The 25,006-nt window shown below is 69.8% G+C and carries 27 protein-coding genes; 9 read left to right on the forward strand and 18 right to left on the reverse strand.

What is annotated here, in order from left to right:
- Positions 1 to 7: 7 nt before the first annotated feature.
- From AB0B61_RS40725 to AB0B61_RS40740, 4 genes are all read right to left on the reverse strand, one after another.
- Positions 8 to 1,291 carry an Ig-like domain-containing protein gene (locus tag AB0B61_RS40725; RefSeq protein ID WP_358444053.1) on the reverse strand — a complete coding sequence of 428 codons (1,284 nt, stop codon included), beginning with the start codon at positions 1,289 to 1,291 and terminating at the stop codon, positions 8 to 10.
- 141 nt (positions 1,292 to 1,432) lie between these two features.
- Positions 1,433 to 1,846 carry a cytochrome c oxidase subunit 4 gene (locus AB0B61_RS40730; protein ID WP_225298434.1) on the reverse strand — a complete coding sequence of 138 codons (414 nt, stop codon included), beginning with the start codon at positions 1,844 to 1,846 and terminating at the stop codon, positions 1,433 to 1,435.
- Positions 1,846 to 3,507 (reverse strand): cytochrome c oxidase subunit I, encoded by a 1,662-nt coding sequence (gene ctaD / locus AB0B61_RS40735; RefSeq protein WP_358444056.1) that lies wholly within the window; start codon positions 3,505 to 3,507, stop codon positions 1,846 to 1,848. The genes AB0B61_RS40730 and ctaD overlap by 1 nt, the downstream gene beginning before the upstream one ends.
- A complete protein-coding gene (locus AB0B61_RS40740) occupies positions 3,504 to 4,298 on the reverse strand; it encodes a cytochrome c oxidase subunit II (RefSeq protein ID WP_358444059.1) in 795 nt (264 codons plus the stop codon). The genes ctaD and AB0B61_RS40740 overlap by 4 nt, the downstream gene beginning before the upstream one ends.
- Positions 4,299 to 4,473: 175 nt before the next feature.
- On the opposite strand from AB0B61_RS40740, the gene AB0B61_RS40745 reads away from it, so the two are divergent.
- The 3 genes from AB0B61_RS40745 to AB0B61_RS40755 all read left to right on the forward strand — a co-directional run bounded on the left by AB0B61_RS40745 (position 4,474) and on the right by AB0B61_RS40755 (position 6,380).
- Entirely contained in the window at positions 4,474 to 5,616 is a 1,143-nt protein-coding gene (locus AB0B61_RS40745; RefSeq protein WP_358444062.1) for a cysteine desulfurase family protein, read from the forward strand.
- The gene (locus AB0B61_RS40750) at positions 5,613 to 5,858 is read left to right on the forward strand and encodes a sulfurtransferase TusA family protein (RefSeq protein WP_225298426.1); all 246 of its coding nucleotides are present in this window, start codon (positions 5,613 to 5,615) and stop codon (positions 5,856 to 5,858) included. The genes AB0B61_RS40745 and AB0B61_RS40750 overlap by 4 nt, the downstream gene beginning before the upstream one ends.
- A 93-nt stretch (positions 5,859 to 5,951) precedes the next feature.
- The gene (locus AB0B61_RS40755) at positions 5,952 to 6,380 is read left to right on the forward strand and encodes a CBS domain-containing protein (protein ID WP_358444064.1); all 429 of its coding nucleotides are present in this window, start codon (positions 5,952 to 5,954) and stop codon (positions 6,378 to 6,380) included.
- Positions 6,381 to 6,506: 126 nt separating this feature from the next.
- Here the strand turns inward: AB0B61_RS40755 and AB0B61_RS40760 are convergent, their stop codons facing one another.
- Complete coding sequence (locus AB0B61_RS40760; protein ID WP_358444067.1) at positions 6,507 to 7,493, reverse strand: carbohydrate kinase family protein; 987 nt, start codon at positions 7,491 to 7,493, stop codon at positions 6,507 to 6,509.
- Positions 7,494 to 7,606: 113 nt separating this feature from the next.
- Complete coding sequence (gene erpA / locus AB0B61_RS40765) at positions 7,607 to 7,960, reverse strand: iron-sulfur cluster insertion protein ErpA (protein WP_214637841.1); 354 nt, start codon at positions 7,958 to 7,960, stop codon at positions 7,607 to 7,609.
- 157 nt (positions 7,961 to 8,117) lie between these two features.
- Between erpA and nadA the strand changes: the two genes are divergently transcribed.
- The gene (nadA, locus tag AB0B61_RS40770; protein WP_358444070.1) at positions 8,118 to 9,275 is read left to right on the forward strand and encodes a quinolinate synthase NadA; all 1,158 of its coding nucleotides are present in this window, start codon (positions 8,118 to 8,120) and stop codon (positions 9,273 to 9,275) included.
- A gap of 22 nt (positions 9,276 to 9,297) precedes the next feature.
- Here the strand turns inward: nadA and AB0B61_RS40775 are convergent, their stop codons facing one another.
- The 7 genes from AB0B61_RS40775 to AB0B61_RS40805 all read right to left on the reverse strand — a co-directional run bounded on the left by AB0B61_RS40775 (position 9,298) and on the right by AB0B61_RS40805 (position 16,232).
- Complete coding sequence (locus tag AB0B61_RS40775; protein ID WP_358444073.1) at positions 9,298 to 9,915, reverse strand: SIMPL domain-containing protein; 618 nt, start codon at positions 9,913 to 9,915, stop codon at positions 9,298 to 9,300.
- A gap of 36 nt (positions 9,916 to 9,951) precedes the next feature.
- Complete coding sequence (locus AB0B61_RS40780) at positions 9,952 to 12,117, reverse strand: serine/threonine-protein kinase (protein WP_358444076.1); 2,166 nt, start codon at positions 12,115 to 12,117, stop codon at positions 9,952 to 9,954.
- A gap of 167 nt (positions 12,118 to 12,284) precedes the next feature.
- Positions 12,285 to 13,664: an alpha/beta fold hydrolase gene (locus AB0B61_RS40785; protein ID WP_358444079.1), complete on the reverse strand. Its 1,380-nt coding sequence runs from the start codon at positions 13,662 to 13,664 to the stop codon at positions 12,285 to 12,287.
- A 25-nt stretch (positions 13,665 to 13,689) separates the two neighbouring features.
- The gene (locus tag AB0B61_RS40790) at positions 13,690 to 14,247 is read right to left on the reverse strand and encodes a hypothetical protein (protein WP_358444082.1); all 558 of its coding nucleotides are present in this window, start codon (positions 14,245 to 14,247) and stop codon (positions 13,690 to 13,692) included.
- Between the two features lie 4 nt (positions 14,248 to 14,251).
- Entirely contained in the window at positions 14,252 to 15,148 is an 897-nt protein-coding gene (gene htpX / locus AB0B61_RS40795; protein WP_358444085.1) for a zinc metalloprotease HtpX, read from the reverse strand.
- A gap of 2 nt (positions 15,149 to 15,150) precedes the next feature.
- Positions 15,151 to 15,429, reverse strand: coding sequence for a hypothetical protein (locus AB0B61_RS40800; protein ID WP_357640046.1), 279 nt, complete (start codon positions 15,427 to 15,429; stop codon positions 15,151 to 15,153).
- Positions 15,426 to 16,232 carry a PspA/IM30 family protein gene (locus AB0B61_RS40805; RefSeq protein WP_358444088.1) on the reverse strand — a complete coding sequence of 269 codons (807 nt, stop codon included), beginning with the start codon at positions 16,230 to 16,232 and terminating at the stop codon, positions 15,426 to 15,428. The genes AB0B61_RS40800 and AB0B61_RS40805 overlap by 4 nt, the downstream gene beginning before the upstream one ends.
- Before the next feature lie 153 nt (positions 16,233 to 16,385).
- On the opposite strand from AB0B61_RS40805, the gene AB0B61_RS40810 reads away from it, so the two are divergent.
- A complete protein-coding gene (locus AB0B61_RS40810; RefSeq protein ID WP_225298405.1) occupies positions 16,386 to 16,970 on the forward strand; it encodes a DUF3043 domain-containing protein in 585 nt (194 codons plus the stop codon).
- A gap of 6 nt (positions 16,971 to 16,976) precedes the next feature.
- On the opposite strand, the gene AB0B61_RS40815 is transcribed toward AB0B61_RS40810, so the two are convergent.
- Complete coding sequence (locus AB0B61_RS40815) at positions 16,977 to 18,044, reverse strand: SMI1/KNR4 family protein (RefSeq protein WP_358444091.1); 1,068 nt, start codon at positions 18,042 to 18,044, stop codon at positions 16,977 to 16,979.
- Positions 18,045 to 18,101: 57 nt separating this feature from the next.
- Between AB0B61_RS40815 and AB0B61_RS40820 the strand changes: the two genes are divergently transcribed.
- On the forward strand, positions 18,102 to 19,103 hold the full coding sequence (locus AB0B61_RS40820; RefSeq protein WP_358444094.1) for an aldo/keto reductase family protein: 1,002 nt from the start codon (positions 18,102 to 18,104) through the stop codon (positions 19,101 to 19,103).
- A 66-nt stretch (positions 19,104 to 19,169) separates the two neighbouring features.
- On the opposite strand, the gene AB0B61_RS40825 is transcribed toward AB0B61_RS40820, so the two are convergent.
- On the reverse strand, positions 19,170 to 19,376 hold the full coding sequence (locus AB0B61_RS40825) for a hypothetical protein (protein WP_214637851.1): 207 nt from the start codon (positions 19,374 to 19,376) through the stop codon (positions 19,170 to 19,172).
- A 475-nt stretch (positions 19,377 to 19,851) separates the two neighbouring features.
- On the opposite strand from AB0B61_RS40825, the gene AB0B61_RS40830 reads away from it, so the two are divergent.
- Both AB0B61_RS40830 and AB0B61_RS40835 read left to right on the forward strand, forming a co-directional pair.
- The gene (locus AB0B61_RS40830; protein ID WP_358444097.1) at positions 19,852 to 20,100 is read left to right on the forward strand and encodes a hypothetical protein; all 249 of its coding nucleotides are present in this window, start codon (positions 19,852 to 19,854) and stop codon (positions 20,098 to 20,100) included.
- A gap of 742 nt (positions 20,101 to 20,842) precedes the next feature.
- A complete protein-coding gene (locus AB0B61_RS40835; protein ID WP_358444099.1) occupies positions 20,843 to 21,574 on the forward strand; it encodes a bifunctional adenosylcobinamide kinase/adenosylcobinamide-phosphate guanylyltransferase in 732 nt (243 codons plus the stop codon).
- A gap of 199 nt (positions 21,575 to 21,773) precedes the next feature.
- Here AB0B61_RS40835 and AB0B61_RS40840 read toward each other — a convergent pair whose 3' ends face one another.
- Entirely contained in the window at positions 21,774 to 22,574 is an 801-nt protein-coding gene (locus AB0B61_RS40840) for an ATP-binding cassette domain-containing protein (RefSeq protein ID WP_358444102.1), read from the reverse strand.
- A 336-nt stretch (positions 22,575 to 22,910) separates the two neighbouring features.
- On the opposite strand from AB0B61_RS40840, the gene AB0B61_RS40845 reads away from it, so the two are divergent.
- A complete protein-coding gene (locus tag AB0B61_RS40845; protein ID WP_358444105.1) occupies positions 22,911 to 23,645 on the forward strand; it encodes an adenosylcobinamide-GDP ribazoletransferase in 735 nt (244 codons plus the stop codon).
- Between the two features lie 39 nt (positions 23,646 to 23,684).
- Here the strand turns inward: AB0B61_RS40845 and AB0B61_RS40850 are convergent, their stop codons facing one another.
- Both AB0B61_RS40850 and AB0B61_RS40855 read right to left on the reverse strand, forming a co-directional pair.
- Positions 23,685 to 24,656: a hypothetical protein gene (locus tag AB0B61_RS40850; protein WP_358444108.1), complete on the reverse strand. Its 972-nt coding sequence runs from the start codon at positions 24,654 to 24,656 to the stop codon at positions 23,685 to 23,687.
- Positions 24,653 to 25,000, reverse strand: a complete 348-nt coding sequence (locus AB0B61_RS40855) for a GntR family transcriptional regulator (RefSeq protein ID WP_357944901.1) — start codon at positions 24,998 to 25,000, stop codon at positions 24,653 to 24,655. Before AB0B61_RS40855 ends, AB0B61_RS40850 begins: the two co-directional genes overlap by 4 nt.
- Positions 25,001 to 25,006 lie beyond the last annotated feature (6 nt).

Here is a 25,006-nt window from a genome sequence, read left to right on the forward strand (position 1 = left end):
GGAGCGTTCAGCGGTGCAGGAGCATGGTGGGGGCGGCCTTGAGTGAGCTCCACTTGAGCCACTCCCGCCAGCTCTCCTGCCAGTGCCCCCACCCGTTGGTCGGCTCCAGCACCCGGGGCGAGCCCGTGATGATGATCGGGTCCCCGATCAGCGTGTTCTTGATGAACCAGGCCGCGTTCTCCGGGCTGACGTTCACGCACCCGTGGCTCACGTTCGAGTAGCCCTGTGAGCCGACCGACCAGGGCGCGCTGTGCACGTACTCGCCGCTGTTGGAGATGCGCACGGTGTTGTAGACGGTCAGCTGGTAGTAGCCCGCCGAGCCGGGCCCGATGCCGGGCGAGGTCATGACGGTCACCGGCTCCCTGGACATGGCCAGGTGGATGCCGGAGGTCGTGTAGTACTTCCAGTCGCCGCCCTGACCGGCGCTCATCGGCATGGTGCGGATCGTCTTGCCGTCACGGCGGACCGTCAGCACGTGGACGTCGGTGCTGCCCTTGGTGATCTGTGAGCGGCCGATCTTGAAGTCGAAGGCGAAGTCGCGCTTGCCGTACACGCCTTCGGCCCCGCGTACGCCGGCCAGGTGGGCCTCCATGCGGACGTTGGTGTGCGCCGGCCAGTAGTGCAGCGGCCGGAAGTCCACGTGCCGGTCGTCGAACCAGTGCCAGGCGCCCTCGACCGGCTTCGAGCTGTGGATCATGAGATTGCGCTCGACCGCCACCCGGTCGGTGATCGGCTGGTCGAAGGTGATCATGACCGGCATGCCGACGCCGACCGTCAGGCCGGTGTCGTAGCGGTTCGGCGTCACCGTCTCGATGTCGAAGGTCTTGGTCGCCTTGACCGTCGAGAACGTGCTGGTGCTCTCGATCGGCTTGCCGTCGGCTCCGGCGGCCAGCGTGGTGATCGTGTACGTGGTGCCCGGCCTGGCGGTACGGGTGCTGCGCCAGGCGGTGCCGTCGGCGCTGAGCACGCCCGGCAGATCGCCCGCCTTGCCGCCGCCCTGGATCCGGACGCCCTTGAGGGTGCCGGACTGGGCGGTGACGACCACGGTCTGGTCTGTCGGGATATTTCCGGCATTGTTGAGTGGATTCACCACCACGGTGGCCGCCACAGGCGGCTTCGCGACCCCCTCACCGACCGCGGCGGTCTGACCGGCCGCAGCCCCGGCGGCCGGACCCCCGGTGGCGGCACCGGTCGCCCCGGCGTTGCCGGCAGGGTCGGTCTGGGTCCCAGAACACGATGTCAGCAGGGCCAGGGCCAGCAGCCCGGCGGATCCATGAGCCAAGCGCCCCACGTGCACTCCCCCGTCCGAGATCGATCCATTCCCCTCACTTGTTACCCTGAGTGCTTGATTCGTCACATCCGCGCACCGGTAAAGAACAACAAAAAGCGGGCGTCCTCTCCCAGAAGAGGACACCCGCCGAAAGTCTCGCGATCAGTGCGAGAAGTTACCCCGGTAGTACTGGAACACGAATCCGATCATGGCCATGATGATCAGGAACACGCCGATCAGGAACATCCAGAACCCGATCACGAACCCGGCGAAGGCGAACGCCGCCGCCAGGCAGAGGAACAGCGGCCACCAGCTGCTCGGGCTGAAGAACCCGATCTCACCGGCGCCGTCGCTGATCTCGGCCTGCTTGTTGTCCTCGGGCTGGTCGCCGATGCGGCGCGCCGTGAACATCAGGTAGTAGCCGATCATGAACGCGAAGCCGACCGAGATGGCCATGGCCGTGGTGCCGACCGGCTCGCCGTGACCGGTGTCCGCCTTGGTCCAGAACCAGTAAGCGACGTCCACACCGGCGAAGAACAGGCCGCACAGCAGGAACAGCCAACCCTGTACCTTCATCAGGCCTCGACCTCCTGGGGCGTCTTGGCGGACACGTGCGGGTAGTGCAGGTCGAACGCGGGACGCTCGGACCGGATCCGCGGCAGCATGGTGAAGTTGTGCCGCGGCGGCGGGCAGGAGGTCGCCCATTCGAGCGAGTTGCCGTAGCCCCACGGGTCGTCGACCGTGACCTTCGGCGCGCTGCGCGCGGTCTTCCAGACGTTGTAGAAGAACGGCAGCACCGACAGGCCGAGCACGAAGGCGCCGACCGACGAGATGAGGTTCAGGTCGGTGAAGCCGTCGGCGGGGCTGTAGTCGGCGTAGCGGCGCGGGAAGCCGACGACACCGAGCCAGTGCTGGATCAGGAACGTCGCGTGGAAGCCGATGAACAGCAGCCAGAACTGCAGCTTGCCGAGCTTGTCGTCGAGCATCTTGCCGGTGAACTTGGGCCACCAGAAGTAGAAGCCGGCGAACATCGCGAACACCACCGTGCCGAACACCACGTAGTGGAAGTGGGCCACGACGAAGTAGGTGTCGCTGATCTGGAAGTCGAGCGGCGGCGAGGCCAGGATGACGCCGGTCAGGCCGCCCAGCAGGAAGGTGATCAGGAAGCCGATCGAGAACAGCATCGGCGACTCGAACGTGAGATGCCCACGCCACATCGTGCCGATCCAGTTGAAGAACTTCACGCCCGTCGGCACCGCGATGAGGAACGTCATGAACGAGAAGAACGGCAGCAACACCTGCCCGGTCGGGAACATGTGGTGCGCCCAGACCGTGATCGACAGGCCGGCGATCGAGATCGTCGCGGCCACGAGGCTGATGTAGCCGAAGATCGGCTTGCGGCTGAACACCGGGAAGATCTCACTCACGATGCCGAAGAACGGCAGCGCGATGATGTAGACCTCCGGATGACCGAAGAACCAGAACAGGTGCTGCCACAGCAGCGCCCCTCCGTTCTCCGGGGTGAAGATGTGGGTGCCGAGCTTGCGGTCGGCCTCCAGGGCCAGCAGCGCGGCGGCCAGCACCGGGAAGGCCATCAGCACGAGCATGCTGGTCAGCAGGATGTTCCAGGTGAAGATCGGCATCCGGAACATGGTCATGCCCGGCGCGCGCATGCAGATGATCGTGGTGATGAAGTTGACCGAGCCGAGGATCGTCCCCAGGCCGGACAGCGCCAGACCCATGATCCACAGGTCACCGCCCATGCCCGGCGAGCTGATCGCGGTCGACAGCGGCGTGTAGGCGAACCAGCCGAAGGAGGCGGCGCCGTTGGGCGTGAAGAAGCCCGACACCGCGATGATGCTGCCGAACAGGTAGAGCCAGTAGCTCACCATGTTCAGCCGGGGGAAGGCCACGTCGGGCGCGCCGATCTGCAGCGGCATCAGCTCGTTGGCGAACCCGGCGAACAGCGGCGTCGCGAACATCAGCAGCATGATCGTGCCGTGCATGGTGAACAGCTGGTTGAACTGCTCGTTGCTGACGAACTGCAGCGCCGGCTGCGCCAGCTCGGCCCGCATGATCAGCGCCATGACGCCGCCGATCAGGAAGAAGACGAACGACGTGATCAGATAGAGGTGACCGATGATCTTGTGGTCGGTGCTGGACAGCCACTTCACGACCACCGCGCCCTTGGCGGCGCGCCTCGGGGTCGTGGAGATTGGCTCTTGGATGGCGGTCACTGAGCGCTCCCAGCCTGAGTCGCGATGTACTGGTCGTACTCAGCCTGCTTGACGAGCTTCACCGAGAAGAGCATGCGGCTGTGGTCGACGCCGCACAGCTCGGCGCAACGGCCCGCGTAGACGCCGGGCTTGTCGAGCGTGGTGATCTCGAAGAAGCGGCCCTTGTTGTCCTTGGGCAGCCCCGGGATGACGTCACGCTTGAACAGGAACGCCGGCACCCAGAAGGAGTGGATGACGTCGGGCGACTCCAGCTCGAACTCCACCTTCTTGCCCACGGGCAGCACGAGCTGCGGGCCCGACTTGTAGTCGCTCACAGGCTGGCCCACGACCGGCTTCAACGTCTTGCCGTTGATCGTCGTGGTGAACCGCCAGCTCCACTGGAACGCCTCCACCTTGACCTTGACGTCAGGGTGGCCGGAGAGCACCTGCAGATCCCGGCTGTCGCGCGCGGTGAAGAAGAAGAACACCGACACCATCACCAGCGGGATCAAGGTGTAGAGCATCTCGATCGGCAGGTTGTAACGCACCTGCGGCGGGAGCTCGGCCTTGGCCTTGCGCTTCACATGGAACACACACGCCCAGATGATCAGGACGATGACCACGGCGCCCGTGGCGAGTGCGGCGACCCAGGCCCCGTTCCAAAGATTCTGGACGATGTCGCCCTGGCTGGTGATGTGCTCAGGAAGCAGACCCTTGGACCAATCGGCCTCGGGAACGTCATTAGCACATGCCGTAGCGGAGGCCAGCAGCAACGCCAAAGCGGCGGCTCGCGGCACTCTGCGCCGGGCCAACGAACGCCGTGTCGAACGGCGAGTCGGACTCACGGATCGCCTACCCCACAGATGAAGCCCAGGAGTCCTCCTGGGCGCTCGTAATGTCTAAAAGCACAGCTGATTGCAGACACATTAGCGTGCAAGAGCCCCGCCCTCCCGCGCGCCCCCTCGAAGGCGTACGGCAAGTGGGACGATGGGTCTCGTGGCGTACTTTGACGCGGCCTCGACCGAGCCGCTCCACCCCCAGGCCCGCGAGGCGCTCCTGGCGGCGATCGATGTCGGCTGGGCCGACCCCGCGAGGTTGTACGGCCAGGCCCGCCGTGCGCACCTGCTGCTGGAGCAGGCCCGTACGGAAGTGGCCGAGGCGCTCGGCGCACGCCCGGACGAGGTGTCGTTCACCTCTTCGGGCACGCAGGCCGTGCATCTCGGCGTGCTCGGCACCCTACACGGCAGGCGGAGGGCGGGGCGGCATCTGGTGACCGGCGCGGTCGAGCACTCCAGCGTGCTGCACGCCGCCAGCCTGCACGAACGCGGCGGCGGTACGGTGGAGATCGTGGGGGTGGATCTGCGCGGACGCGTCGACCCGGCCGCCTTCAAGGCCGCCGTCTCCAGGCCCGACACGGGCCTGGCCTGCCTGCAGACGGCCAACCACGAGGTCGGCACGCTCCAGCCGGTGGCGGAGGTGGCCGCGGCCTGCCGGGAGCACGGCGTCCCGCTGCTGGTCGACGCCGCGCAGACGGCCGGTCGGCTGCCGATTCCGGACGGCTGGTCGGTGCTGACGGCCAGCGCCCACAAGTGGGGCGGTCCCGCCGGGGTGGGCGTGCTGGTGGTGCGCAAGGGCACGCGATTCCGGTCGTACCTGCCGGAGGACGAGCGCGAGCGCCGCCGCGTCCCTGGGTTCGAGAACGTGCCGGGCATCGTCGCCGCCGCGGCCGCGCTGCGCGCGATGACCGCCGAGGCGGCGCGCGAACGTTCCCGGCTCTCCTCGCTCGTCGACAAGATCCGGCGGACCGTGCCGGAGATCGTGCCCGACGTGGAGGTGATCGGCGATCCGGTCGAGCGGGCGCCCCACATCGTGACCTTCTCCTGCCTCTACGTCGACGGGGAGGTCCTGCTCACCGAGCTGGACAAGGCCGGATTCGCGGTATCGTCCGGGAGCTCGTGCACCGCTAGTACGCTTCGTCCATCGCACGTTCTGGAAGCCATGGGCGTGCTCACACATGGGAATGTCCGGGTGTCACTGCCCAGGGGCGCTTCCGCGGCCGAGGTCGACAGGTTCCTCGCCGTGCTGCCCGATGTGGTGCACCGAATCCGGCAGGACGCAGGAGTCGCATGACCGAGGTTATTCAGCCGGCGTTGACGATCGACGCGCTCGGGAAGAAGTGCCCGATCCCGATCATCATGCTCGCCGAGCAGATCAACTATGTCCCGCTCAACGCCGTGATAGCCGTCCTGGCCGACGATCCGGCCGCGTTCACGGACGTCCCCGCGTGGTGCCGCCTGAAGTCCCACCGCCACGTGGGCTCCTACGAGTTGCCGCAGGGCGGCTGGTCCATCCACGTACGCCGCAATTACTGAAATTTCGTACGTACAGCACAAAGCATCGAAAGTACCCCAAAGTGGGTAGGAACCCCCTCGGGCCAGACCATCGACTTCCGGGGGGAAGACATCATGGATGGACACTCGCACCAGACCGCGCGCGACCTGATGAGCCAGGGCGCGGAGTGCATCCCCGCCCACGAGACGCTCGACCGGGCCGCGCAGATGATGCGTGACAGCCACGTCGGGGCACTGCCGGTCTGCGTGGACGACCGCGTGACCGGGATCATCACCGATCGCGACATCGTGATCAAGTGCGTGGCCGAGGGGCGCGCCCCGTCGGCCATGCGGGCGGGCGACCTGGTGGTCGGGCTGGTCTCGGTACCGGTCGACGCCACGGTCGAAGAGGCCCTCCAGCTCATGGAGGAGAATCAGATCAAGCGGCTGCCGGTGATGGCGGACACGCGGATCGTCGGCATGATCACCGAGGCCGACCTGGCCAGGCACCTGCCCGACGACCAGCTGGTCGAATTCGTGCACCGGGTGTACATGGGCGCCTGACCGCCTGCCGCGTCGCGGGCCGCACAGGCCCCCGCCGTGGTCGCGTCCGTACCGGGCGCGTCTTCACGGGAAAACACACCACCCCGCCGCACTGACCGTGCGGCGGGGCGCTCCACGAGCGGTGGGTCAGGCGTGGTGGCAGCGGACGAGGTCCGCGATCTCCTCGGCGGCGCCGGCCCCGTAGGCGGCGGCGAACCGCTCCAGGAAGGCCTTCTGGCCGAGCTCGTACTCCTGACCACCGACCCGCTCCAGCACGTGCGTGGCGGTCAGGTTGCCGAGCTGTCCGCAGCGCTCCAGCGGCAGGCCCCAGGCCAGGCCGGACAGGAAGCCCGCGCGGAAGGCGTCGCCGACGCCGGTCGGGTCGGCCTTGCCCTGCTCCGGCGCGGGAGCGACCTGGATGGACGGCTCGCCCGCGCGGTCGATGACGGCGCCCTTGGGGCCGAGCGTGGTGATGCGGACGCCCACTCGGTCGAGGATCTCGGCGTCGGACCAGCCGGTCTTCTGCTCGATGAGCCCCTTCTCGTAGTCGTTGGAGAACAGGTAGGCGGCGCCGTCGACGAGGTCACGGATCTGCTCGTCGCCCATGCGCGCGAGCTGCTGCGAGGGGTCGGCGGCGAACGGGATGCCACGCTGGCGGCACTCGTCGGTGTGGCGCAGCATGGCGTCGGGGTCGTTCGGGCTGATGAGCACCAGGTCGAGACCGCCCACGCGGTCGGAGACGGGCCGCAGCTCGATGAGCCGCGCCTCGGCCATCGCGCCGGTGTAGAACGAGGCGATCTGGTTGTGATGCTCGTCCGTGGTGCACAGGAAGCGGGCGGTGTGGTGATTCTCGGAGACGTGCACGGAATCGCAGTCCACGCCGTGGCGCTCCAGCCAGGAGCGGTAGTCGGCGAAGTCCGAGCCGACCGCGCCCACGAGAATCGGGGTGAGCCCCAGGCAGCCCATGCCGAAGGCGATGTTCGCCGCGCAACCGCCGCGACGTATCTGCAGGTCGTCGACCAAGAAGGACAGCGACACCCGATCGAGCTGCTCGGCGATGAGCTGCTCGCCGAAGCTTCCTGGGAAGGTCATCAGGTGGTCGGTCGCGATGGAGCCGGTGACGGCGATGCGCACGGGATTCTTCTTCCTCGTTGTCAGCAAGCCAATGAACCAAACGAGGATACGCGAGTAAGGATACGCGAAGGTCCCGCGTCGCACGGATGCGAGCGGGACCTTGGCGGCATCGACTAGTTGAACGAGTCGCCACAGGCACAGGAGCCGGTGGCGTTGGGGTTGTCGATGGTGAAGCCCTGCTTCTCGATCGTGTCGACGAAGTCGATGGAGGCGCCCAGCAGGTAAGGGGCGCTCATCCTGTCGGTGACCACGCTCACGCCGCCGAAGTCGGTAACGACGTCGCCGTCCATCGAGCGGTCGTCGAAGAAGAGCTGGTAGCGCAGACCGGAGCAGCCACCCGGCTGCACGGCCACGCGCAGCTGCAGGCCCTCTTCGCCCTGCTGCTCAAGCAGCGCCTTGACCTTCGCGGCGGCCGCGTCAGTCAGGATCAGGCCCTGCGTCGTGGTCTCGCTGCTCTCAACCGTCATCTGCTGACTCCCTAACCCGGCTGTCTGTTTACGACGTCCTACTTAGACGCTACCAACACATCCCCTGTGCTACACATTCCCAGCCCTCCAGACCCCCGGAATAAGTGCTACGGGCGATATGTCATGATGAGTATCGTCAGTTCGACGATAAGGGGGTATGGCCATGGCCACCCAGACTGGGCTACCGCTCTTCGTACTCGGCCGGGACGCCGATCCGCACAGTGAGAAGGGGGTCGACTGTCCTGGTGAGCTGCCACCCGCCTCCGATCCGGACCTGGTGGAGCGGGCGCGCAAGGCCAAGGAGGCGCTCGGTGACCGTTTGTTCGTGCTGGGCCACCACTATCAGCGTGACGAGGTCATCCAGTTCGCCGACGTCACCGGCGACTCCTTCAAACTCGCGCAGCAGGCCGCGGCCAGGCCGGAGGCGGAGTTCATCGTCTTCTGCGGCGTGCACTTCATGGCCGAGTCCGCCGACATCCTGACCGGCCCGGCGCAGAAGGTGATCCTGCCCGACCTGGCGGCGGGCTGCTCGATGGCGGACATGGCCACCTTCGACCAGGTCGAGGAGTGCTGGGAGTCGCTGGAGGACGCCGGTCTCGCCGATCAGGTGATTCCCGTCACGTACATGAACTCCAGCGCCGACATCAAGGCCTTCTGCGGCCGCAACGGCGGCGCGGTCTGCACCTCCTCCAACGCCAAGAGGGCTCTCGACTGGGCCTTCGAGCAGGGAGAGAAGGTGCTGTTCCTGCCCGACCAGCATCTGGGCCGTAACACCGCGGTGCTGGAGATGGGTATGTCGCTGGACGACTGCGTCGTCTGGAACCCCCACCGCCCGAACGGCGGCCTCACCCGCGAGCAGCTCGACCGCGCCAAGATGATCCTGTGGAAGGGCCACTGCTCGGTGCACGGCCGTTTCACGGCCGAGTCGGTCGATGACGTACGGCGCCGCATCCCGGGCGTCAACGTGCTGGTGCACCCGGAGTGCCGGCACGAGGTGGTGCTCAAGGCCGACCACGTCGGCTCGACCGAGCACATCATCAAGACGCTGGAGGCGGCTCCGGCGGGTTCGAGCTGGGCGATCGGCACCGAGCTGAACCTGGTCAAGCGGCTCGCCACGCAGTTCCCCGACAAGAACGTCTCGTTCCTGGACAGGACGGTCTGCTACTGCTCGACGATGAACCGGATCGACCTGCCGCACCTGGTGTGGGCGCTGGAGTCACTGGCGCTCGGGGAGGTCGTCAACCAGATCACGGTCGACGCCGACACCACCCACTGGGCCAAGGTCGCCCTGGACCGCATGCTGGCCCTGCCCTAACCCCTCACACCGCCCCATCGCGCTAGTCGCCGAAGGCGTAGACGACCCGGACGCCGATCGACAAGGTCTGGCGTCCGGGGCTGATCGACGCCTTCTCCGCCGCCGCCAGCGCGGCGAACGCCATCGGCTGCGGGCCGCCCACCGACTCCTCGGTCACCGAGACGACCCCGCCCAGCGGGCGCCCGGCGAGTTCGGCGTACTGGGCGGCCTTGGCGGCGGCGTCGCGGAACGCCCGTGTCCTCGCCTCCGCCAGGGCTCCGGTGGGGTCGGACAGCTCGAACGTCACGCCGTTCAGCCGTGCCTCCTCCCCCACCCCCGCCACGGTGTCGATCACCCGGTCGGCCCGCGACAGGTCGCGGACCAGCGCCTCGACGCCCTGCGCGGCTCTGTAGGCGGCCACCTTGGGATAGACCTCGTACTCGGGGCCAAGGGACAACTCGCTGGTGCGCAGGTCCTCCGGGGCGATGCCGGCCCCCGTCAGCGCCTCCGTGAGCCGGACGGCGGCGGCCCTGACGGCGGCGAAGGCTTCGGCGGCCGAGGTCCTGCGTACCTCCACGCCCGCGTTCAGGCGCATGACGTCGGGCGCGGCCGAGACCGCCCCCTCGCCGGCGACGGCGATCTGCTCGTGCTCCGTTTCCACGCGCACCCCCTTGGGTCCGTAGGATCGGCGGGTTCGTCAGGGCGTACCGCGGCTGAAGCGCATGCCCATCTTGTCGAACTCGGCCCGCTTGGCCGCGGTGGCCAGCACTCTGATGACCTGCCCCTTCAGATCGATCACAACCGCCTCGTATCCGGCGCCCTTGACCCGCCACACGGCCAGGTGCTGGTCATCCCACCAGCCGATGAGCCGGTTGGTGGTGAACGGGATGGTGACGGGCGTGCTCCCGCCACCCGTCGTGGACCTGGCGCAGAGCGTGCCGCCCGCCGCGGTGCAGTGCGACAGGAACAGCCCGCCCGACGGGGAGACGTCGTCGCCCTCCACCCAGACGGGCGAACCCGCGCTGGACAGCGTACGCAGCGCGTTGCCGTCCAGGTCGTAGAACTTCATCCGGCCGTCCACCCACGTGCCGACGGCCTGCCCGCCGGCGTCCCAGAAGAAGCGCCACTCGCCCGCGCCCTTCTCCTTGACCTGGTAGACCTTGCCGGTGCCCCGCGCGACGTCGATGACGCCGTAGCCGTACTCGACGCTTGCCGCCCCGCCCTTTCCCTTGAAGCCCGTGTCCTTGAAGAGCGTGACCAGGCCGAGTTTGCCGTCCGGCGACCAGCGTGGCGTCGTCGGGAACACCGGCCTGGCGCTGAGTTTCACCGTGCGCTTGGCGCCGGTCCGGTGGTCGATGATCGACACGAGGGAGTAGCCGTCGCCGCTGTAGTCGACGTCGGTGGCGAGCGCGCGGCCGCCGTCGGCGTCCAGGGCGTACTCGAAGTAGTGGTTGTCGAGCGTGAAGTCGTCGGAGGCGGCCCGCCGGACGTAGACGCCCTTGCCGCCGTTCATGCTGTAGGAGGCCAGCTTGATCGGGTCGGCGCCGTTCTCGCGGATCTCCACGGAGGTGCCGGGCAGTGCGATGGTCCGGGTGCTCTGGTCCGGGCTCGGCGTGGGGGTTGGGGTCGGGGTCGGGGTCGGGGTGTACGAGGCATCCGTGCTGTTCGTGTCGTCCGGTGTCGGCGAGGAGGTGCCGATCGGGCCGGGCAGGGACGCGAGCCGTACCGCGACGACGCCGCCGACCGTGGCCAGCGCCAGCGTGCACGCGACCGCTATGGCGACGATCCACCCGACGCCCCGCCTGCCGCCGGTCCGGGCGGGCGGCTGGGTCAGCGGGAGTTGCTGTTGGTATAACGGCCGCGCGTACGGGGGCGGCGGTGGCTGCTGGTACGGCAGGCGCGTCGACGGCACCGGCCCGGAGCCCCCCGGCGCCCGAGGCGTGGAGCCCATCGCCGGGACCGGGCCTGAGGCGGCCACGGCGGTGCCCTGGTGCAGGAGGCTGGGTGCGGCGCCGCCGGACTGGTCCAGGGGGCGAGGTGCGGCGCCGCCGGGCCCGTGGCCGAGCAGCCGCATCAGCGCGTCACTCGCCGTGGGCCGCCGCCCGGCATCCTTGGCCAGGCAGTCCGTCACCAGCGATCGCAGCGCCGGATCCTGGATCGGTGTGACGTCGGCGTCGGTATGGATGATCCGGTTGACCACCGCCGGCAGGCTGTCCTGCCCGAACGGCGGCTGCCCGGAGGCGGCGAACAGCAGCGTGCACGCCCACGCGAACATGTCCGCCTGCGGCCCGGGAGCCGCCTCCGTGAGCTGTTCGGGCGCCATGAACGACGGCGTGCCGATGGCGCTGGCCGTCAGCGACGAGGTCAGGTCGAGCGCCCTGGCGATGCCGAAGTCGATCACCCGGGGCCCGTCGGAGGCCAGCACGACGTTCGACGGCTTGAAGTCGCGGTGCACGATGCCCGCCTGGTGGATGGCGACGAGCGCGGTCACCGTACCGATCGCCAGGCGGTGCAGGGACGTCCCCGAGCGCGGACCGTCCGTACGCACCACGTCATCGAGCGTCGGCCCGTCGATGTACTCGCTGACGATGTACGGCAGGCCGCCGAACAATCCCGTCTCGATGACCTGAGCGGTACAGAAGGGGGCGACCCGCCGGGCCATCGCCACCTCGCGGACGAACCGTTCCGACGCCTCGTGATCCCCGGCCAGGTCCGCGCGGAGCAGCTTCACCGCGACGCGCGCGCCGTTGGCGGCGGTCGCGAGGTAGACGGTCCCCTGCCCGCCCTCGCCCAGCCGCCCCGACAGGGTGTACGCCCCCACCGACGCGGGATCTCCTGGCCTGAGGGCCACGAGGTCCGGCATGTACAACCCCCATATATGGCGTCTTTTCCGCCATTCTGGTGGGTTACGCGGCTCCGCGTCAGCCCATCGACGCACACACCAGCCAGAACACTCTCGTCAGGTCGGTCCGCGCTCCGCCGCCGAGGCCGGGGTGCGCCGTCGCGTCACAGGCCACGGACGGCGTCGAGTCACAGGCGCCGAACGGCGTCGATGATCGCGCCGGAGGCGGTGAGGTGGATGCGGCGGGTCGAGGAGGTCAGGCGGACGAGGTCGGCGTTCAGGTCGCCGGCCAGCCGCTCCTGACGTCGCGCCCGCCCGCGCACTCCGATCACGGCCACCGGGCTGATCACGGTCACCGGTACGTCCGGAAAGGCGTGCCGCGCCCGGACGCGGCGCAGGTCCGCCGCCATGTCCCGCCGGGCCAGAAACTCCCCCACCGCCGCGGCGAACACCCGCCCGGTACGGTACCCGCGCCCCCGATCCGGCAAGCCGCCGACCAGCCGATGGACCACCGGACCCGCCAGGAAGGCGAGCGCGGCGGCACCCCAGGCGCCGCCCAGCGCGGGCAGCCATCGGCCGACCGACCTGCCGAGCGACGAGGCGCGCCGGCCACGGTCGGCCCGGCTCGGGTCGACGAGCACCAGCCGGGACACGCACATCGGATGCAGCCTGACGAACGCCTCCGCGTGCCAGGCGGCCACCGAGTGGGCCACCACGGTGACCTGTTCGGGATGGGCAGGGGCCAGGGCGGCCAGGCGGGCCGCCTCCCCGTACAGGGTGGGTGGAGCCGGCGAGGCGGGGCTGCGGCCGAGACCGGGCCGGTCGAAGCGGATCACCTGGTGGCTCCGGGCGAGTTCGGCGGCCACCCCGTCCCAGTGGGACGAGGCTCCGCCCAGTCCCGCGCTGATGAGCACGACCGGCCCCGCACCCTGAACGACCACATGCGGCCCCGCACCAAGCAGCAGCGGAGGTTCGTCGGCCTCCAGCAGCCGCAGCGCGACGTACACCAGCCACATCGCCACAAGGGTCGCCTGCGCGCGCTGCACCAGCCCGGCCGGGTATCCGCCCGCGATGGCCGCCAGCGTCAGTGCGGTGACGCCCAGGGCCGCGCCGGTGATGAGCCAGGCGGTACACGTGTCCCAGTATCGGCTCAGCAGGCCCATCGCGGCCAGCACGGCGGCCGTGGCCAGCACGCCGGTCACGGCGTGGACGTGGTGCGAGAGTGACAGCGGGCCGAGTTCGCAGACGGGATCGTCCAGCGCGGCGCAGTCGAGCGGGAACAGCCCACCGGCGAGCACGAGAACACCGAAGGCCGCCAGCCCGAGCCAGGCGAACCGTTCCCGCCGCACCCTGGGCGTCAGCGCCACCCCGAGCACGATCGCCAGCCCCGCCAGCACGTCGGCGGTCCTGAACAGGCGCGTCGCGGGCTGGTCGCGCGCCGCCAGCTCGCCGACCAGGCCGGTCCGGTCGGCCAGCGGGCTGGTGAACTGGCCGGGCATCCAGGCGCTGTACAGCACGGCCGCCACCACGAAGGCGGTGGCCGCGAGCACCAGCAGTCTTCGCTCCACGTGATCATTAGATCACCCGGTGCGATCAGAGGCCGGGGGCGCCCCATACCGGGAACCAGCGGCCGAGATCCTGTTCCAGCGGCAGCTCGCCCTCCAGCGCGCCTCTGGCCTGGAGTTCGAGCGCGTTGTCGCGGTGCTGGCCGGACAGCGGCGCGAACGGGTAGAACGTGCCGCGTTTGTACAGGTAGACGATCGCCAGCCGTCGGCCGTTGGGATCGGCGAAGGAAACCAGCGAGCAGAGCAGCGAGGGGCCGAATCCGGCGCCCTCCAGTGAGGCGTTGACCGCGTGGAGCTCGGTGACCAGGTCGCTGACGTCGTCGGGCGATCGGCGTACCAGGAGCCAGGTGTAGCCGTAGCTGTCGGAGGACTTGTCGACGCGGTCGCCGAGCAGCGCCTGTACGTCGCTTTCGAGGGTGGCGAACGCGCCGCCCTCCGCCGCGCGGAAGGACACCGAGCCGAGACCGGTGGGAACGAGACCGGTGGCGGCCTGCAGCGTCACCGCCGCGGACGGCAGCGCGAACAGTGCGTCGAGGTTGGGCGGTGCGGGCTTCGACCGGCCTAGCAGGGTGTCGAGCCAGCCCATACGGTCAGCCCCTTCCGAGTTGGGCGGAGATCCTGGCCAGCTGCTCCAGGCGGCGCTCCAGCGGTGGGTGAGTGGAGAACAGGGTGGCGATGGAGGTGCCCTTGGCCAGCGCGGGGGCGAAGTAGAAGGCGTTGAACGGCGCCGCCTCACGCAGGTCCTGGCTCGGGATCCTGGCCATGTCGCCGGTGACCTTGGTCAGCGCGCTGGCCAGGGCCGACGGCCGCTGGGTGAGCAAGGCGCCCGCCCGGTCCGCGGCCAGTTCGCGGTAGCGCGACAGGGCCCGGGTGAGCAGGAAGCTGATCGCGTACACGACGATCGAGACCAGCATGATGATCAGCCCGATCGGCACGCCGCCGTTGTTGTCGCGGCTGCGGCCCAGCCCGGTGTAGAGGGCGAACCTGGTCATCAGACCGGCCACGATGCCGAGGAACGAGGCGATCGTCATGACCGCGACGTCACGGTGGGCGACGTGCGACAGCTCGTGTGCCAGCACGCCCTCCAGCTCCTGGGGCTCCAGGCGGCGCAGGATGCCGGTCGTCACGCAGAGGACGGAATTGTTCTGGTTGCGGCCGGTGGCGAAGGCGTTGGGGACGTCGGAATCCGCTATCGCCACCCGCGGCTTGGGCATGTCGGCCATCGCGCACAGGCGGTCGACCATGCCGTGGAGCTCGGGAGCCTCTTGCGGCGAGACCTCCCGGCCGTGCATCGCGAACAGCGCGATGCGATCGGACAGGAAGTACTGCGCGAGCAGCAGGCCCCCGGCGAGCACCAGCACGACCAGTCCTTGAACGCCCACGGCGATGAGGACACCCATGAAGGCCACGTAGAGCAGCCCCAGCAGGAACATCGTCACGACCATGCGGGTGGTCAGGCCGCGGTCGGGCGCGAACCGCGTGTTCATGGCTAGCCCGGGATGAGACCCTGGTCGCCCAGCATCTCCCGGACCTCCTCGATCGAGGCGTCCGCGGGGGGAAGGATCAGCTCTGACGGCTCAAGGCTGTCGTCGGGAAGCGACTTGCCCACGTGGCGAACCTTGTCGAGCAGGGCGTGCAACTTGACCCGGAAGCTCGCCTCGTCGTCGGACTCGATGGCCGACTCAAGCTCGCTGTCGAGCTGGTTGAGCACGGAGATGTCCTCGGCCGAGATCTCGACCTGCCCCTCGCCCATGATTCTGACGATCATGCGCCCTCCCCAGGCTGGCGCAGCTGCTGCGTGTTCTGAGGCTGAGCCTGCTGGGGCGCGGCCTGGCCCTGGCCCGGCTCGATGGCGCTCTTGGGCGCCGGACCCTGGCCGAGCTCGGCCTTCATCCTGGCCAGCTCCAGCTCCACGTCCATGCCGCCGCCCATGCGGTCGAGCTCGGCCTGGATGTCGTCGCCGCGGGTGCCGCTGTAGTCATCGAGCGCGCCGCTGGCGAGCAGCTCGTCGATGGCGCCGGCCCGGGCCTGCATCTGCGCGGTCTTGTCCTCGGCGCGCTGGATCGCGAGACCGACGTCGCCCATCTCCTCGGAGATGCCGGAGAAGGCCTCGTTGATGCGCGTCTGCGCCTCGGCCGCGGTGTAGGTGGCCTTGATCGTCTCCTTCTTCGTACGGAAGGAGTCGACCTTCGCCTGCAGCCGCTGGGAAGCCGTGGTCAGCTTCTCCTCCTCGGCCTGCAGATTCTCATGCTGGATCTTCAGGTCGGCCATCTGCCCCTGCAGATTGGACCGGCGCTGGAGGGCCTCACGGGCCAAGTCCTCACGCCCGACGGACAGCGCCTTGCGGCCCTGCTCCTCATAACGCCTGGCCTGCTGTTCGAGGCCGTTGACCTGCAACTCCACCCGCTTGCGCGAGGTGGCGACGTCCGCCACGCCCCGGCGTACCTTCTGCAGCAGCTCAAGTTGCCGCTGGTAGGAATAGTCGAGGGTCTCGCGCGGATCCTCCATTTTGTCCAGGGCCTTGTTGGCCTTGGACTTGAAGATCATCGAAAGTCTCTTCATCACGCTCATGCGCGTCGGCCGTCCCCTTCTTAGGTCGTGCTGGTGTTCACCCAGTGCAGCGCAGCCGCCTTGGGATTACCCTACGCATAACGCACGGGGGCGTCACTAAGTTGCCATCCAGGTAGGGTTGACGTTGTGTTGCGACGCCGTTCCCAAACCTCCGTGGACGACACCCCCGTCCCCATTGACGATCCTAAGCCCCAGGGCAAGGGTCGTCCCACACCCAAGCGCCGGGACGCGGAAGGCAGACGGCGCCAGCCGGTCACCGCGCCCAAGGACCGCAAAGAGGCCTATCGACAGGCCCGCGCCAAGCAGACTGTCGAGCGCGAGCGGGCCCGTAAGGGCATGCTCGCGGGCGACGAACGCTATTTCCCGGCCCGCGACAAGGGCCCGGCGCGCAAGTTCGCGCGCGACTGGGTCGACTCGCGGCGGCTGCCGAGCCAATACTTCCTGCCGTTCTCGCTGGTGATCCTGCTGGCGACGTGGATCCCATGGCCCGCCGACATCCGTCCGCTGGTGCTCGGCTACGTGATCACGATCGGCTGGCCGATCATGATGATCGGCGTGCTCTTCACCTCGATCTTCGTGGCCTGGCGGATCAAGAAGCTGGTGGCGGAGAAGTATCCCAAGGAGAACCTGCGCGGCGTCGGCTTCTACGCCGCGATGCGGGCTCTGCAGATCCGCAAGCTGCGCTTCCCGCCGCCCGCGGTCCTGCCGGGCGGCAAGCCGGTTCCGCCCAAGAAGTAGACCCGTTCATTCCGGCGTCTCCCAGCGCAGCACCCCTCGCGTGACCGTGGGCCGCCAGCCGTCGAACTCCCTATGGTTCTCCAGGCTGTCGGCGACGGCCGACATCAGCGCGTAGTAGGAGGGCAGGCGCGGGCTCATGCCGGAGATCGTGTCGTCCCAGCCGACCTTGCCGCCGACGGAGTCGACCACGGCGTACTCGCCTTCCCCTCCCTCACGCCGGCCGAAGGAGAGGAAAGGGATCGTCCGGCCGCTCCACCACTCGATCGCCGGATCGGTCCCCTCGTCGGTGCCGTCGCGCGCGCAGAGGGCCCGCCAGGTGTCCCTGATGTCGCGGATGCCGAGGTTGACGGCGCCGTCGAACCAGGCGCCGAAGCCGAAGGCGCCGGCCCCTCTGGAGCCGTTGTGGCGCAGCAGCGAGGCGCGCAGGCTGTCGGGGAAGTCCACGCCCATCTGCGACTCGGCGACGGCGATCGTCTTGGCACGGCCCGGACGGCCCAGCGTCGCGTACGTCTTGGGCGCGTTGGCCTTCAGCCACCGCTCGACGCGCCGCCACTGGCGGTCGACCGCGCGTTTCACCTTGGGGTCGAGCGGCCGGACGGTGACCGGCCGCCGCTGGGGGCGGCAGAACGGATCGGGTACGGCGGGCGCGGGCGTCGAGGACACGTCGTCGGTGGCGGGCTCGTTCGAGATGGGCTCGTTCGAGATGGGCTCGTTCGGAGTGGGCTCGGCGGTGGCAGTGGCGGCCATGGCCGAGCGCCTCGCGGCGTCGCGGAACATCTCGCCGACAGGGTCTTCCTCCCGGTCGTGGATCGGCATGCCCATGAGCGCGAACACTCCGAAGACGACCGCGGTCAGCGCGCCCACGCCGAGCAGCGCCACCATCGGCCGGGCCTGGCCACGCACCCGGTAACGCGCCAGATCAGCCCTGCTGGGGCGACCCAGGATCGGCTCTGGGCCGCTCGGCTCCGGCCCTTGCTCCGTCCCTTGCTTCAGGCTGCGGGCCCGGCGGCGCAGCCGTACCGCTATCGCGGTCAGGATGGCCGCGGTCAGCGCCAGCCGTACGAGCTTCAGCACGTCGCGCACCCTATCCCGATTTAGATCACTTCATGAGACGGGCCTAAGGTCGGATCTATGGAATTCCGTACCCTCGGTCGCAGCGGTCTCAAGGTCAGCGAGATCAGCTACGGCAACTGGCTCACCCATGGCTCCCAGGTCGAGGAGGACGCCGCCAAGCAGTGCGTGCAGGCGGCACTCGACGAGGGCATCACGACGTTCGACACCGCCGATGTCTATGCCGGCACCAAGGCCGAGTCGGTCCTCGGCCGGGCCCTGAAGGGCGTACGCAGGGAATCGCTGGAGATCTTCACCAAGGTCTACTGGCCGACCGGCCCCGGCCCGAACGACCGCGGCCTGTCCCGCAAGCACATCACCGAGTCCATCCACGGCTCGCTGCGGCGTCTGCAGACCGACTACGTCGATCTGTACCAGGCGCACCGCTTCGACTACGAGACGCCGCTGGAGGAGACGCTCAAGACCTTCGACGATCTCGTACGGCAGGGCAAGGTCCTCTACCTCGGCGTCAGCGAGTGGACGGCCGACCAGATCGCCCAGGCGCTGAAGATCGCCGACGACATGGGCTTCGACCGGATCGTGTCCAGCCAGCCTCAGTACTCGATGCTCTGGCGCGTCATCGAGCCGGAGGTCGTACCGCTCAGCGAGCGTGAGGGGATCGGCCAGATCGTCTGGTCGCCCATCGCGCAGGGCGTACTGACCGGCAAGTACCTGCCCGGCCAGGCCCCGCCGGCAGGCTCGAGGGCCACCGACACGGCCGGCGGCGCCGACATGATCGCCCGCTTCATGAACGACGACGTCCTCACCCGCGTACAGGAGCTCCAGCCGATCGCCGCCGACCTGGGCCTCACCATGGCCCAGCTCGCGGTCGCCTGGGTCCTGCAGAACCCGAACGTCTCCAGCGCCATCGTCGGCGCCTCCCGCCCCGAGCAGGTGCGCGACAACGTCAAGGCAGTAGGGGTCAAGCTCGACTCCGACGTACTGGAGCGGATCGACTCCGTGCTCGGCCCGGTCGTCGAGCGCGACCCCGCCAAGACGGCCAGCCCCCCGAAGCGCCCATAACATCCCCGGCAGCAAAAACCCCTTGAGCAACAATGACGCTCAAGGGGTTTTTCATTTCGCCTTGCCTCACTCCGGACGCAATGACAATCCCGTGTATTCGACCCGGTCCTCGTCGAGCAGCGCCACCTGCTCAACCCCGGATTCCAGCAGCTCACCCCAGTTCTCGCCAAGCCAGGACTCCGCGTCCGCCTGGCTCGGAAAAACTTCTCGCGGCAAAGGGCGATCCGTCACCTCACCACCATTTGCATTTTCATAACGCCATCGCCATGTCATGCCATACGCTCCTTCTCCGCGGGTTCGCCGACGCACCCTCCGACGGCACTGGAACCTTACTCCCGAGCTTGGAGGTCAATCGATGCTGCGCGCGTATCGAGTGGCGGCGGAAGTCGCTGTGGGGGCGGGCCGTGTGGCGAGGGCCGCCTACGGAGCGGCCCGTGTGGCGGGAGTCGCAGTGGGGACGGCTCGATGATCGGCTGGCGCTTCTCCGCCTCGTCCGACGGCACCGCGACGGAGCCACCCGGGGGCGACCTGCCGTCGTTCCAGATGGTGTGCGGCAAAGACGCTGCGGCCTCCGGCAGCAAGCGGGTCGTGGTCAGGGTGGACTTCGGCGACCCCGAGTCCGACGCCTTCCCCGGCGAGCAACCGCCCGCGGAGGGGCTGACGAAGTGCGTGACGGGCGCGGAGACCGCCTCTATGGCCCCCACTGACCTCAGCCGCCAAGGCCCGTGTGAACGCTCAGGGGGACGTAGTGGCGATCAACGCCTACCCGGCCAGAGCCGCCGCCGGCACCGACCTCGGCACCCCCACCTCACCCGCCGACGCCTCACTGGACGGCGCCTCATCGGACGGCGCCTCACTGGACAACTCCTCATCGGACGGCGCCTCATCGGACGGGCCACCACTCACCCTGATCCTGGGCGGCGCGGGCGCCCTCGTCCTCCTCGGCGGCGGCGCCATCGTCGCCACCCGCCGCCACCCCCGAACCCCCTCCCACTGACCCACGCCGCACGCCCCACGCCCACGCCTACGGCCCCCGGCCCCCGGCGCCGGCCCTGACGCGCCGAGAGCGGCAGTTCCCGCTGTAGGCCACTCCCAGCCCAAGGGCCCGCAGCCCGGAAACGGCAGTCCCGCTGCGGCCATCCCCCAGCCCCAAGAGCCTCAGCCCGCCGAAAGCGCAGTTCCGCTGCGGGCCGGGATGCCGGGGCCTATGTACGCTCGGCCCGGTGAAACTCCTTCTCCCCGGTACTGCGGGCCGCACGGGCTGGCCAGAGCCGGGTTGCCCATGCGCCTCGTGTGCCGGGCTTCCCGCCGGCCACCGACGACCGTTCGAGCTCGTCGTCGACGGTGTGGCGCGCTTCCCGTTCGACGACGTACCACCCGGTTACCGGATCCTGGCCGACGGTCAAGGCCTGGAGGGCCCAGACGGCACCCGCCTGCTGTACGCGCCCTCAGCCGCGACCACAGGCCCAGATGCAGCGGCGCCCTTGGCGGCGACGTCGGCCCCGGGAGTCACGACGGCCCCGGACGCGACAGCACCCCCGGAAGTCACTACGACCCCGGACGCGACAGCACCCCCGGAGGGGACGGCAGCCCCGGCAGCCACGACGGTCCCGGAGGCGACAGCAACCCCGGAGGCGACGGCAGCCCCGGGACCCACAACGATCCCGAGGGCGACAGCGACCCCAGAAGCCACAACGATCCCGGAGGCGACAGCGACCCCAGCCGGCCCGTACGACGTCGTGCTGGTCGATCCGCTCGACCGGCCCGAGCGGATCGGGCTTCTGCGGCGGGCGGGCCTGGTGGGCGGCGGCACCCAGGTGGTGGCCGTCGGGCTGGACCACCGGGTCAGGTCTGAAGAGGAGCTGTCGCGGCGGCTGGCCCTGTGGAACGTACGAGCCGTGCCGGACGGGACGACGCTCGACACCGCGCTCGCCGCTCCACCGGCGCCGACGCAGCCGAGGAGGGTCCTGCTGCTGGGCGGTTCCCGTTCGGGCAAGTCGGCGGAGGCCGAGCTACGACTGGCCGCCGAGCCGTACGTCACCTATGTCGCCACCGGCTCGCGCGGCGAAGGCGACGGCGAGTGGGCGGCGCGGGTGCGGGCCCATCGGGAGCGCAGGCCCGCGCACTGGGCGACGGTGGAGACCACCGACCTGACGGGTGCGATCCGGGCGGCGACGACGCCGCTGCTGGTCGACGGGCTGGGTACGTGGCTGGCGGCGGTGTTCGACGAGTGCGGCGCCTGGGAGGGCGATCGGGCGCCGGTCGCCGAGCGCTGCGATGAGCTGGTGGCGGCGTGGCGGGGTACGACCCAGCGGATCGTGGCCGTGTCGGACGAGGTGGGCATGGGCGTGGTGCCCGCGACGGCCAGCGGGCGGGCGTTCAGGGACGAGCTGGGACGGCTCAACGAGCGCCTCGCCGACGAGTCTGAATATGTCGCCCTGGTGATCGCCGGCCGCCCAGTGCGCCTGTGACACCGGGGAAACGCGACGTCGGAGCGCGGCCGAGCCGGGCGGCGAACTGCCCTGGTGTACGACCGGGCCCGGCGGCGGGCCGCTCCGGATACGGCCGGGCCCGGCGGAGGAGTATGACCGGGCCTCGCGGCGGGCCGCTCTGGTGACGAACCGTCTGGCGTACGGCCGTCTGGCGTACGGCCGTCTGGCGTACGGCCGTCTAGTGGCGGATCGCTCTGGCGTACCAGCGACCCTCCATGCGGTCGACGTGCAGAGGGCGGCCGAAGCAGTCGGACAGGTTGGCCGGCGTGAGGACGTCCGCCACCGGCCCGGCCGCCAGGACGCGCGCGTCGCGCATGAGCATGGCGTGCGTGGTCGTGGCGGGTACCTCCTCCAGGCGGTGGGTCACCGTCACCGTGGTGAGCACCGGTCTGGTCGTCGCCAGGTCCTCCACCGCCTCGATGAGGTCCTCGCGGGCCGGCAGGTCGAGGCCGGCGAACGGCTCGTCGAGCAGCAGCACCGCCGGGTCCGCCATGAGCGACCTGGCCACCCTGATCCTGGCCCGCTCGCCCTGGGAGCACACCCGGAACAAGCGCTCGGACAGGTCCTTGCAGCCCACGTCCCCCAGCAGGCGCAGTGCGCGGTCCCGCTCGGCGTCGCCGTACTTGTCCCAGAGCGGGGCGCTCGTGCCCGTATGGCCGGTGAGCACCACGGTGAGGGCGGTGGCGCCTTCCTCCTCCAGGAGTTCCTCGTCGATCAGCCGCTGGCTGGAGGCCACCAGGCCGATGTGGCGCCGCAGCGAGCGTACGTCGGCCCGGCCGAGCCGGTGGCCGAGGACGCTGACCGTGCCCTCCGTCGGGTGCCGTACGGCCGCGGCCAGCGAGAGCAGCGTCGTCTTGCCGGCGCCGTTGGGCCCGAGCACGGCCCAGTGCTCGCCGTACTCCACTCGCCAGTCGACCGCACTCAGCAGCGACTTGCCGGCGACCCGGACTCCTACGCCTTCGAGTTCAACAACGTGCATCCGGCCACCCTAGTGGCCGCCCCCGGACTCCCTCAGCGTCCGATGGGTGGGTGTTATTGCTATTTTTACGGCCGGCCCGGTGAGCCCCACCCGCCATATGCGGCTGAGGTCTGTCCAGGGGCACGCTCCTCCGGTTCACCGGGCTGGGCGCCGTGACGTGCGTCTTCTTGGCCCCGGTCCGTGGACACGCTGCCACCGTAGGGAGAGCGTGCGCGCTTTCTTGACCCGGTCCGTGGGGAGGAGCGTGTGCGGCTACCTGGCCTGGTCCGTGGGGAGGAGCATGTGCGGCTACCTGGCCTGGTCCGTGGACGCGGCGGCAACCGTAGGGAGGGCGTGATGGACGGGGTGCGGTTCGCGATCGGGACGCTGAGTGTGTTCCCGGTCCGGGTGACGCGCGTGGATCGCCAGGTGGCGGGGCGCGCGATGGTGCTGGCCCCGGTCGTCGGGCTGGTGCTGGGCGCCGTGGCCTGTCTGCCGTTGCTGCTGCCGGGGCCGCCGTTGCTGGGTGCGGCGCTCACGGTCGGGCTGCTGGCCGTACTGACGCGAGGGCTGCACCTGGACGGCCTGGCGGATCTCGCGGACGGGCTGGGCAGCGGGAAGCCCGCCCCTCAGGCGCTCGACATCATGAAAAAGTCGGATATTGGGCCGTTCGGCGTGATCACCCTGGTGCTGACGCTGCTCATCCAGGTGACCGCCCTTTCCGGGCTCGGACCGGCCGCCCTGGTGGCCGCCTGCGTCACCGGCCGGTTGGCGCTTACCTGGGCCTGCCGGTCGGCAGTTCCCGCCGCCCGCCCCGACGGGCTCGGCGCGCTGGTCGCGGGCACGGTACGGCCGGGCGCCGCCTGGGCGGCCACCGCCCTGACCCTGGTGGCGGCAGCGGGCCTCGGTCTGGTGGCGGGACAAAGGATGGTCTACATCCTTCCGCTCGGCGTGGTGGCCGGGCTCGCCGCGGCGTTGCTGCTGCTCCGCCACGCCAGGCGGCGCCTGGGCGGGGTCACGGGGGACGTGCTGGGGGCGCTCGTCGAGACCGCCACGGCCACCACACTCACGGTCTGCGCCGTGCTCGGCTGACCGACGCGGCCTGCCGTACCACTCGAGAGAACGTCATGCCTACACGGCGGGCCGCTCCGCGATGAAGGCGTTGATCAGGGCCGCGCCGCGCTCGGCGTCATCGATGCTCACGGCCAGCTGCCCGCCAGAGCGGTACCGGATGATCAGGCATTCGCCGCCCCGCAGCATGATGGTGGCGCTGCCCGGCAGCCCGCGTATGCCCCAGCCCCCGACCTGGCTCGGATACCGCACCTCGGACCACGCCTTGTCGATCTTCGACAGCCGGATCCGCCGCACCGGCCAGCCCAGCGGCCCGAACCCGATCGCCAGCCCGTCCCGGGTGACCCGGGCGGTGAGCGACGAGGTGAGCAGTCCGGCGAACAGCACGATGCCCAGCCCGGGCACCGTGCCCCCGACGTGCAGATCCGCCAGGACTCCGGTGATCGCCAGCACGCCGGCCACGGCGAGGGCGACGGCCGCGGCCACGCTCATGGCGGTCAGCCAGGAATTGGTGATGCGGCTGACCCATACCGAGCGCTGTCCCGGCTGGAGCCGCAGGCGCGGCGGCTCCTCGCCGGCGGGCGGGCGCTGGTCGGGGCCGCCTCGGCCGAGATGGCCGGCCAGGAACGCGGCGGCGAGCGCGGCGCCGATGACAACCACCACGGTACGGCCTTCCAGTTCCGCCTCCCGCCAGGTGGGCGCGTCGAGGTTGGCCAACAGCGCCGCACCGCTCATGCCGAGCGCGAACACCCCCATACCGGCCAGGGACCCCCACCAGTACATCCGGCTGAGCCTGCGCTCCATCGCCTTCCCGTTCACCGCGACCCCGAACAGCACCGCCCAGGCCACCCCCCACGTCACGACGCTCACGACCAGGAAGGCAGTGAAGGACTGCTCGCCGTCGGGCACGAGACCCGATCCCCAGTGCGCGGCCAGCGGGTCGGGCAGCCGGTCGCGCAGGGCGAGCGGACCCGCGACCAGCGCGGCGGCGACGATCAGCCCCCACGCGGCGGCGGCGAATCGCGAGATCATGGCAGCTCCTCCAGCATCGTGATGAGGTCTTCGCGGCGGTAGCCGAGCCTCGTGGCCTCTTCCAGCAACTCGCGGGCCCGCTGCAGGAGCAGCGCCCGCCCGTCGGCGCGGCCCGCGACGCTGACGCCGCGCCCCCGCCTGAACTCCAGCAGCCCCTCGTCACGCAGGTCACGCAGGGCGCGCAGCACCGTGTTGGGGTTGATGCCGAGCGCCTCGGCCAGGTCGCGGGCGGGTGGCAGCCGGTCTCCCGGCGCGTACGAGCCCTCGCCGATGGCGCGGCGGATCGCGCCGGCCACCTGCTCGTGGAGGGGACGCGCGTCGTTGAGGTCCAGGGTCAGCAACATGGTGCT

This window comes from Nonomuraea sp. NPDC049158, from assembly GCF_040648335.1.
GTDB lineage: Bacteria > Actinomycetota > Actinomycetes > Streptosporangiales > Streptosporangiaceae > Nonomuraea.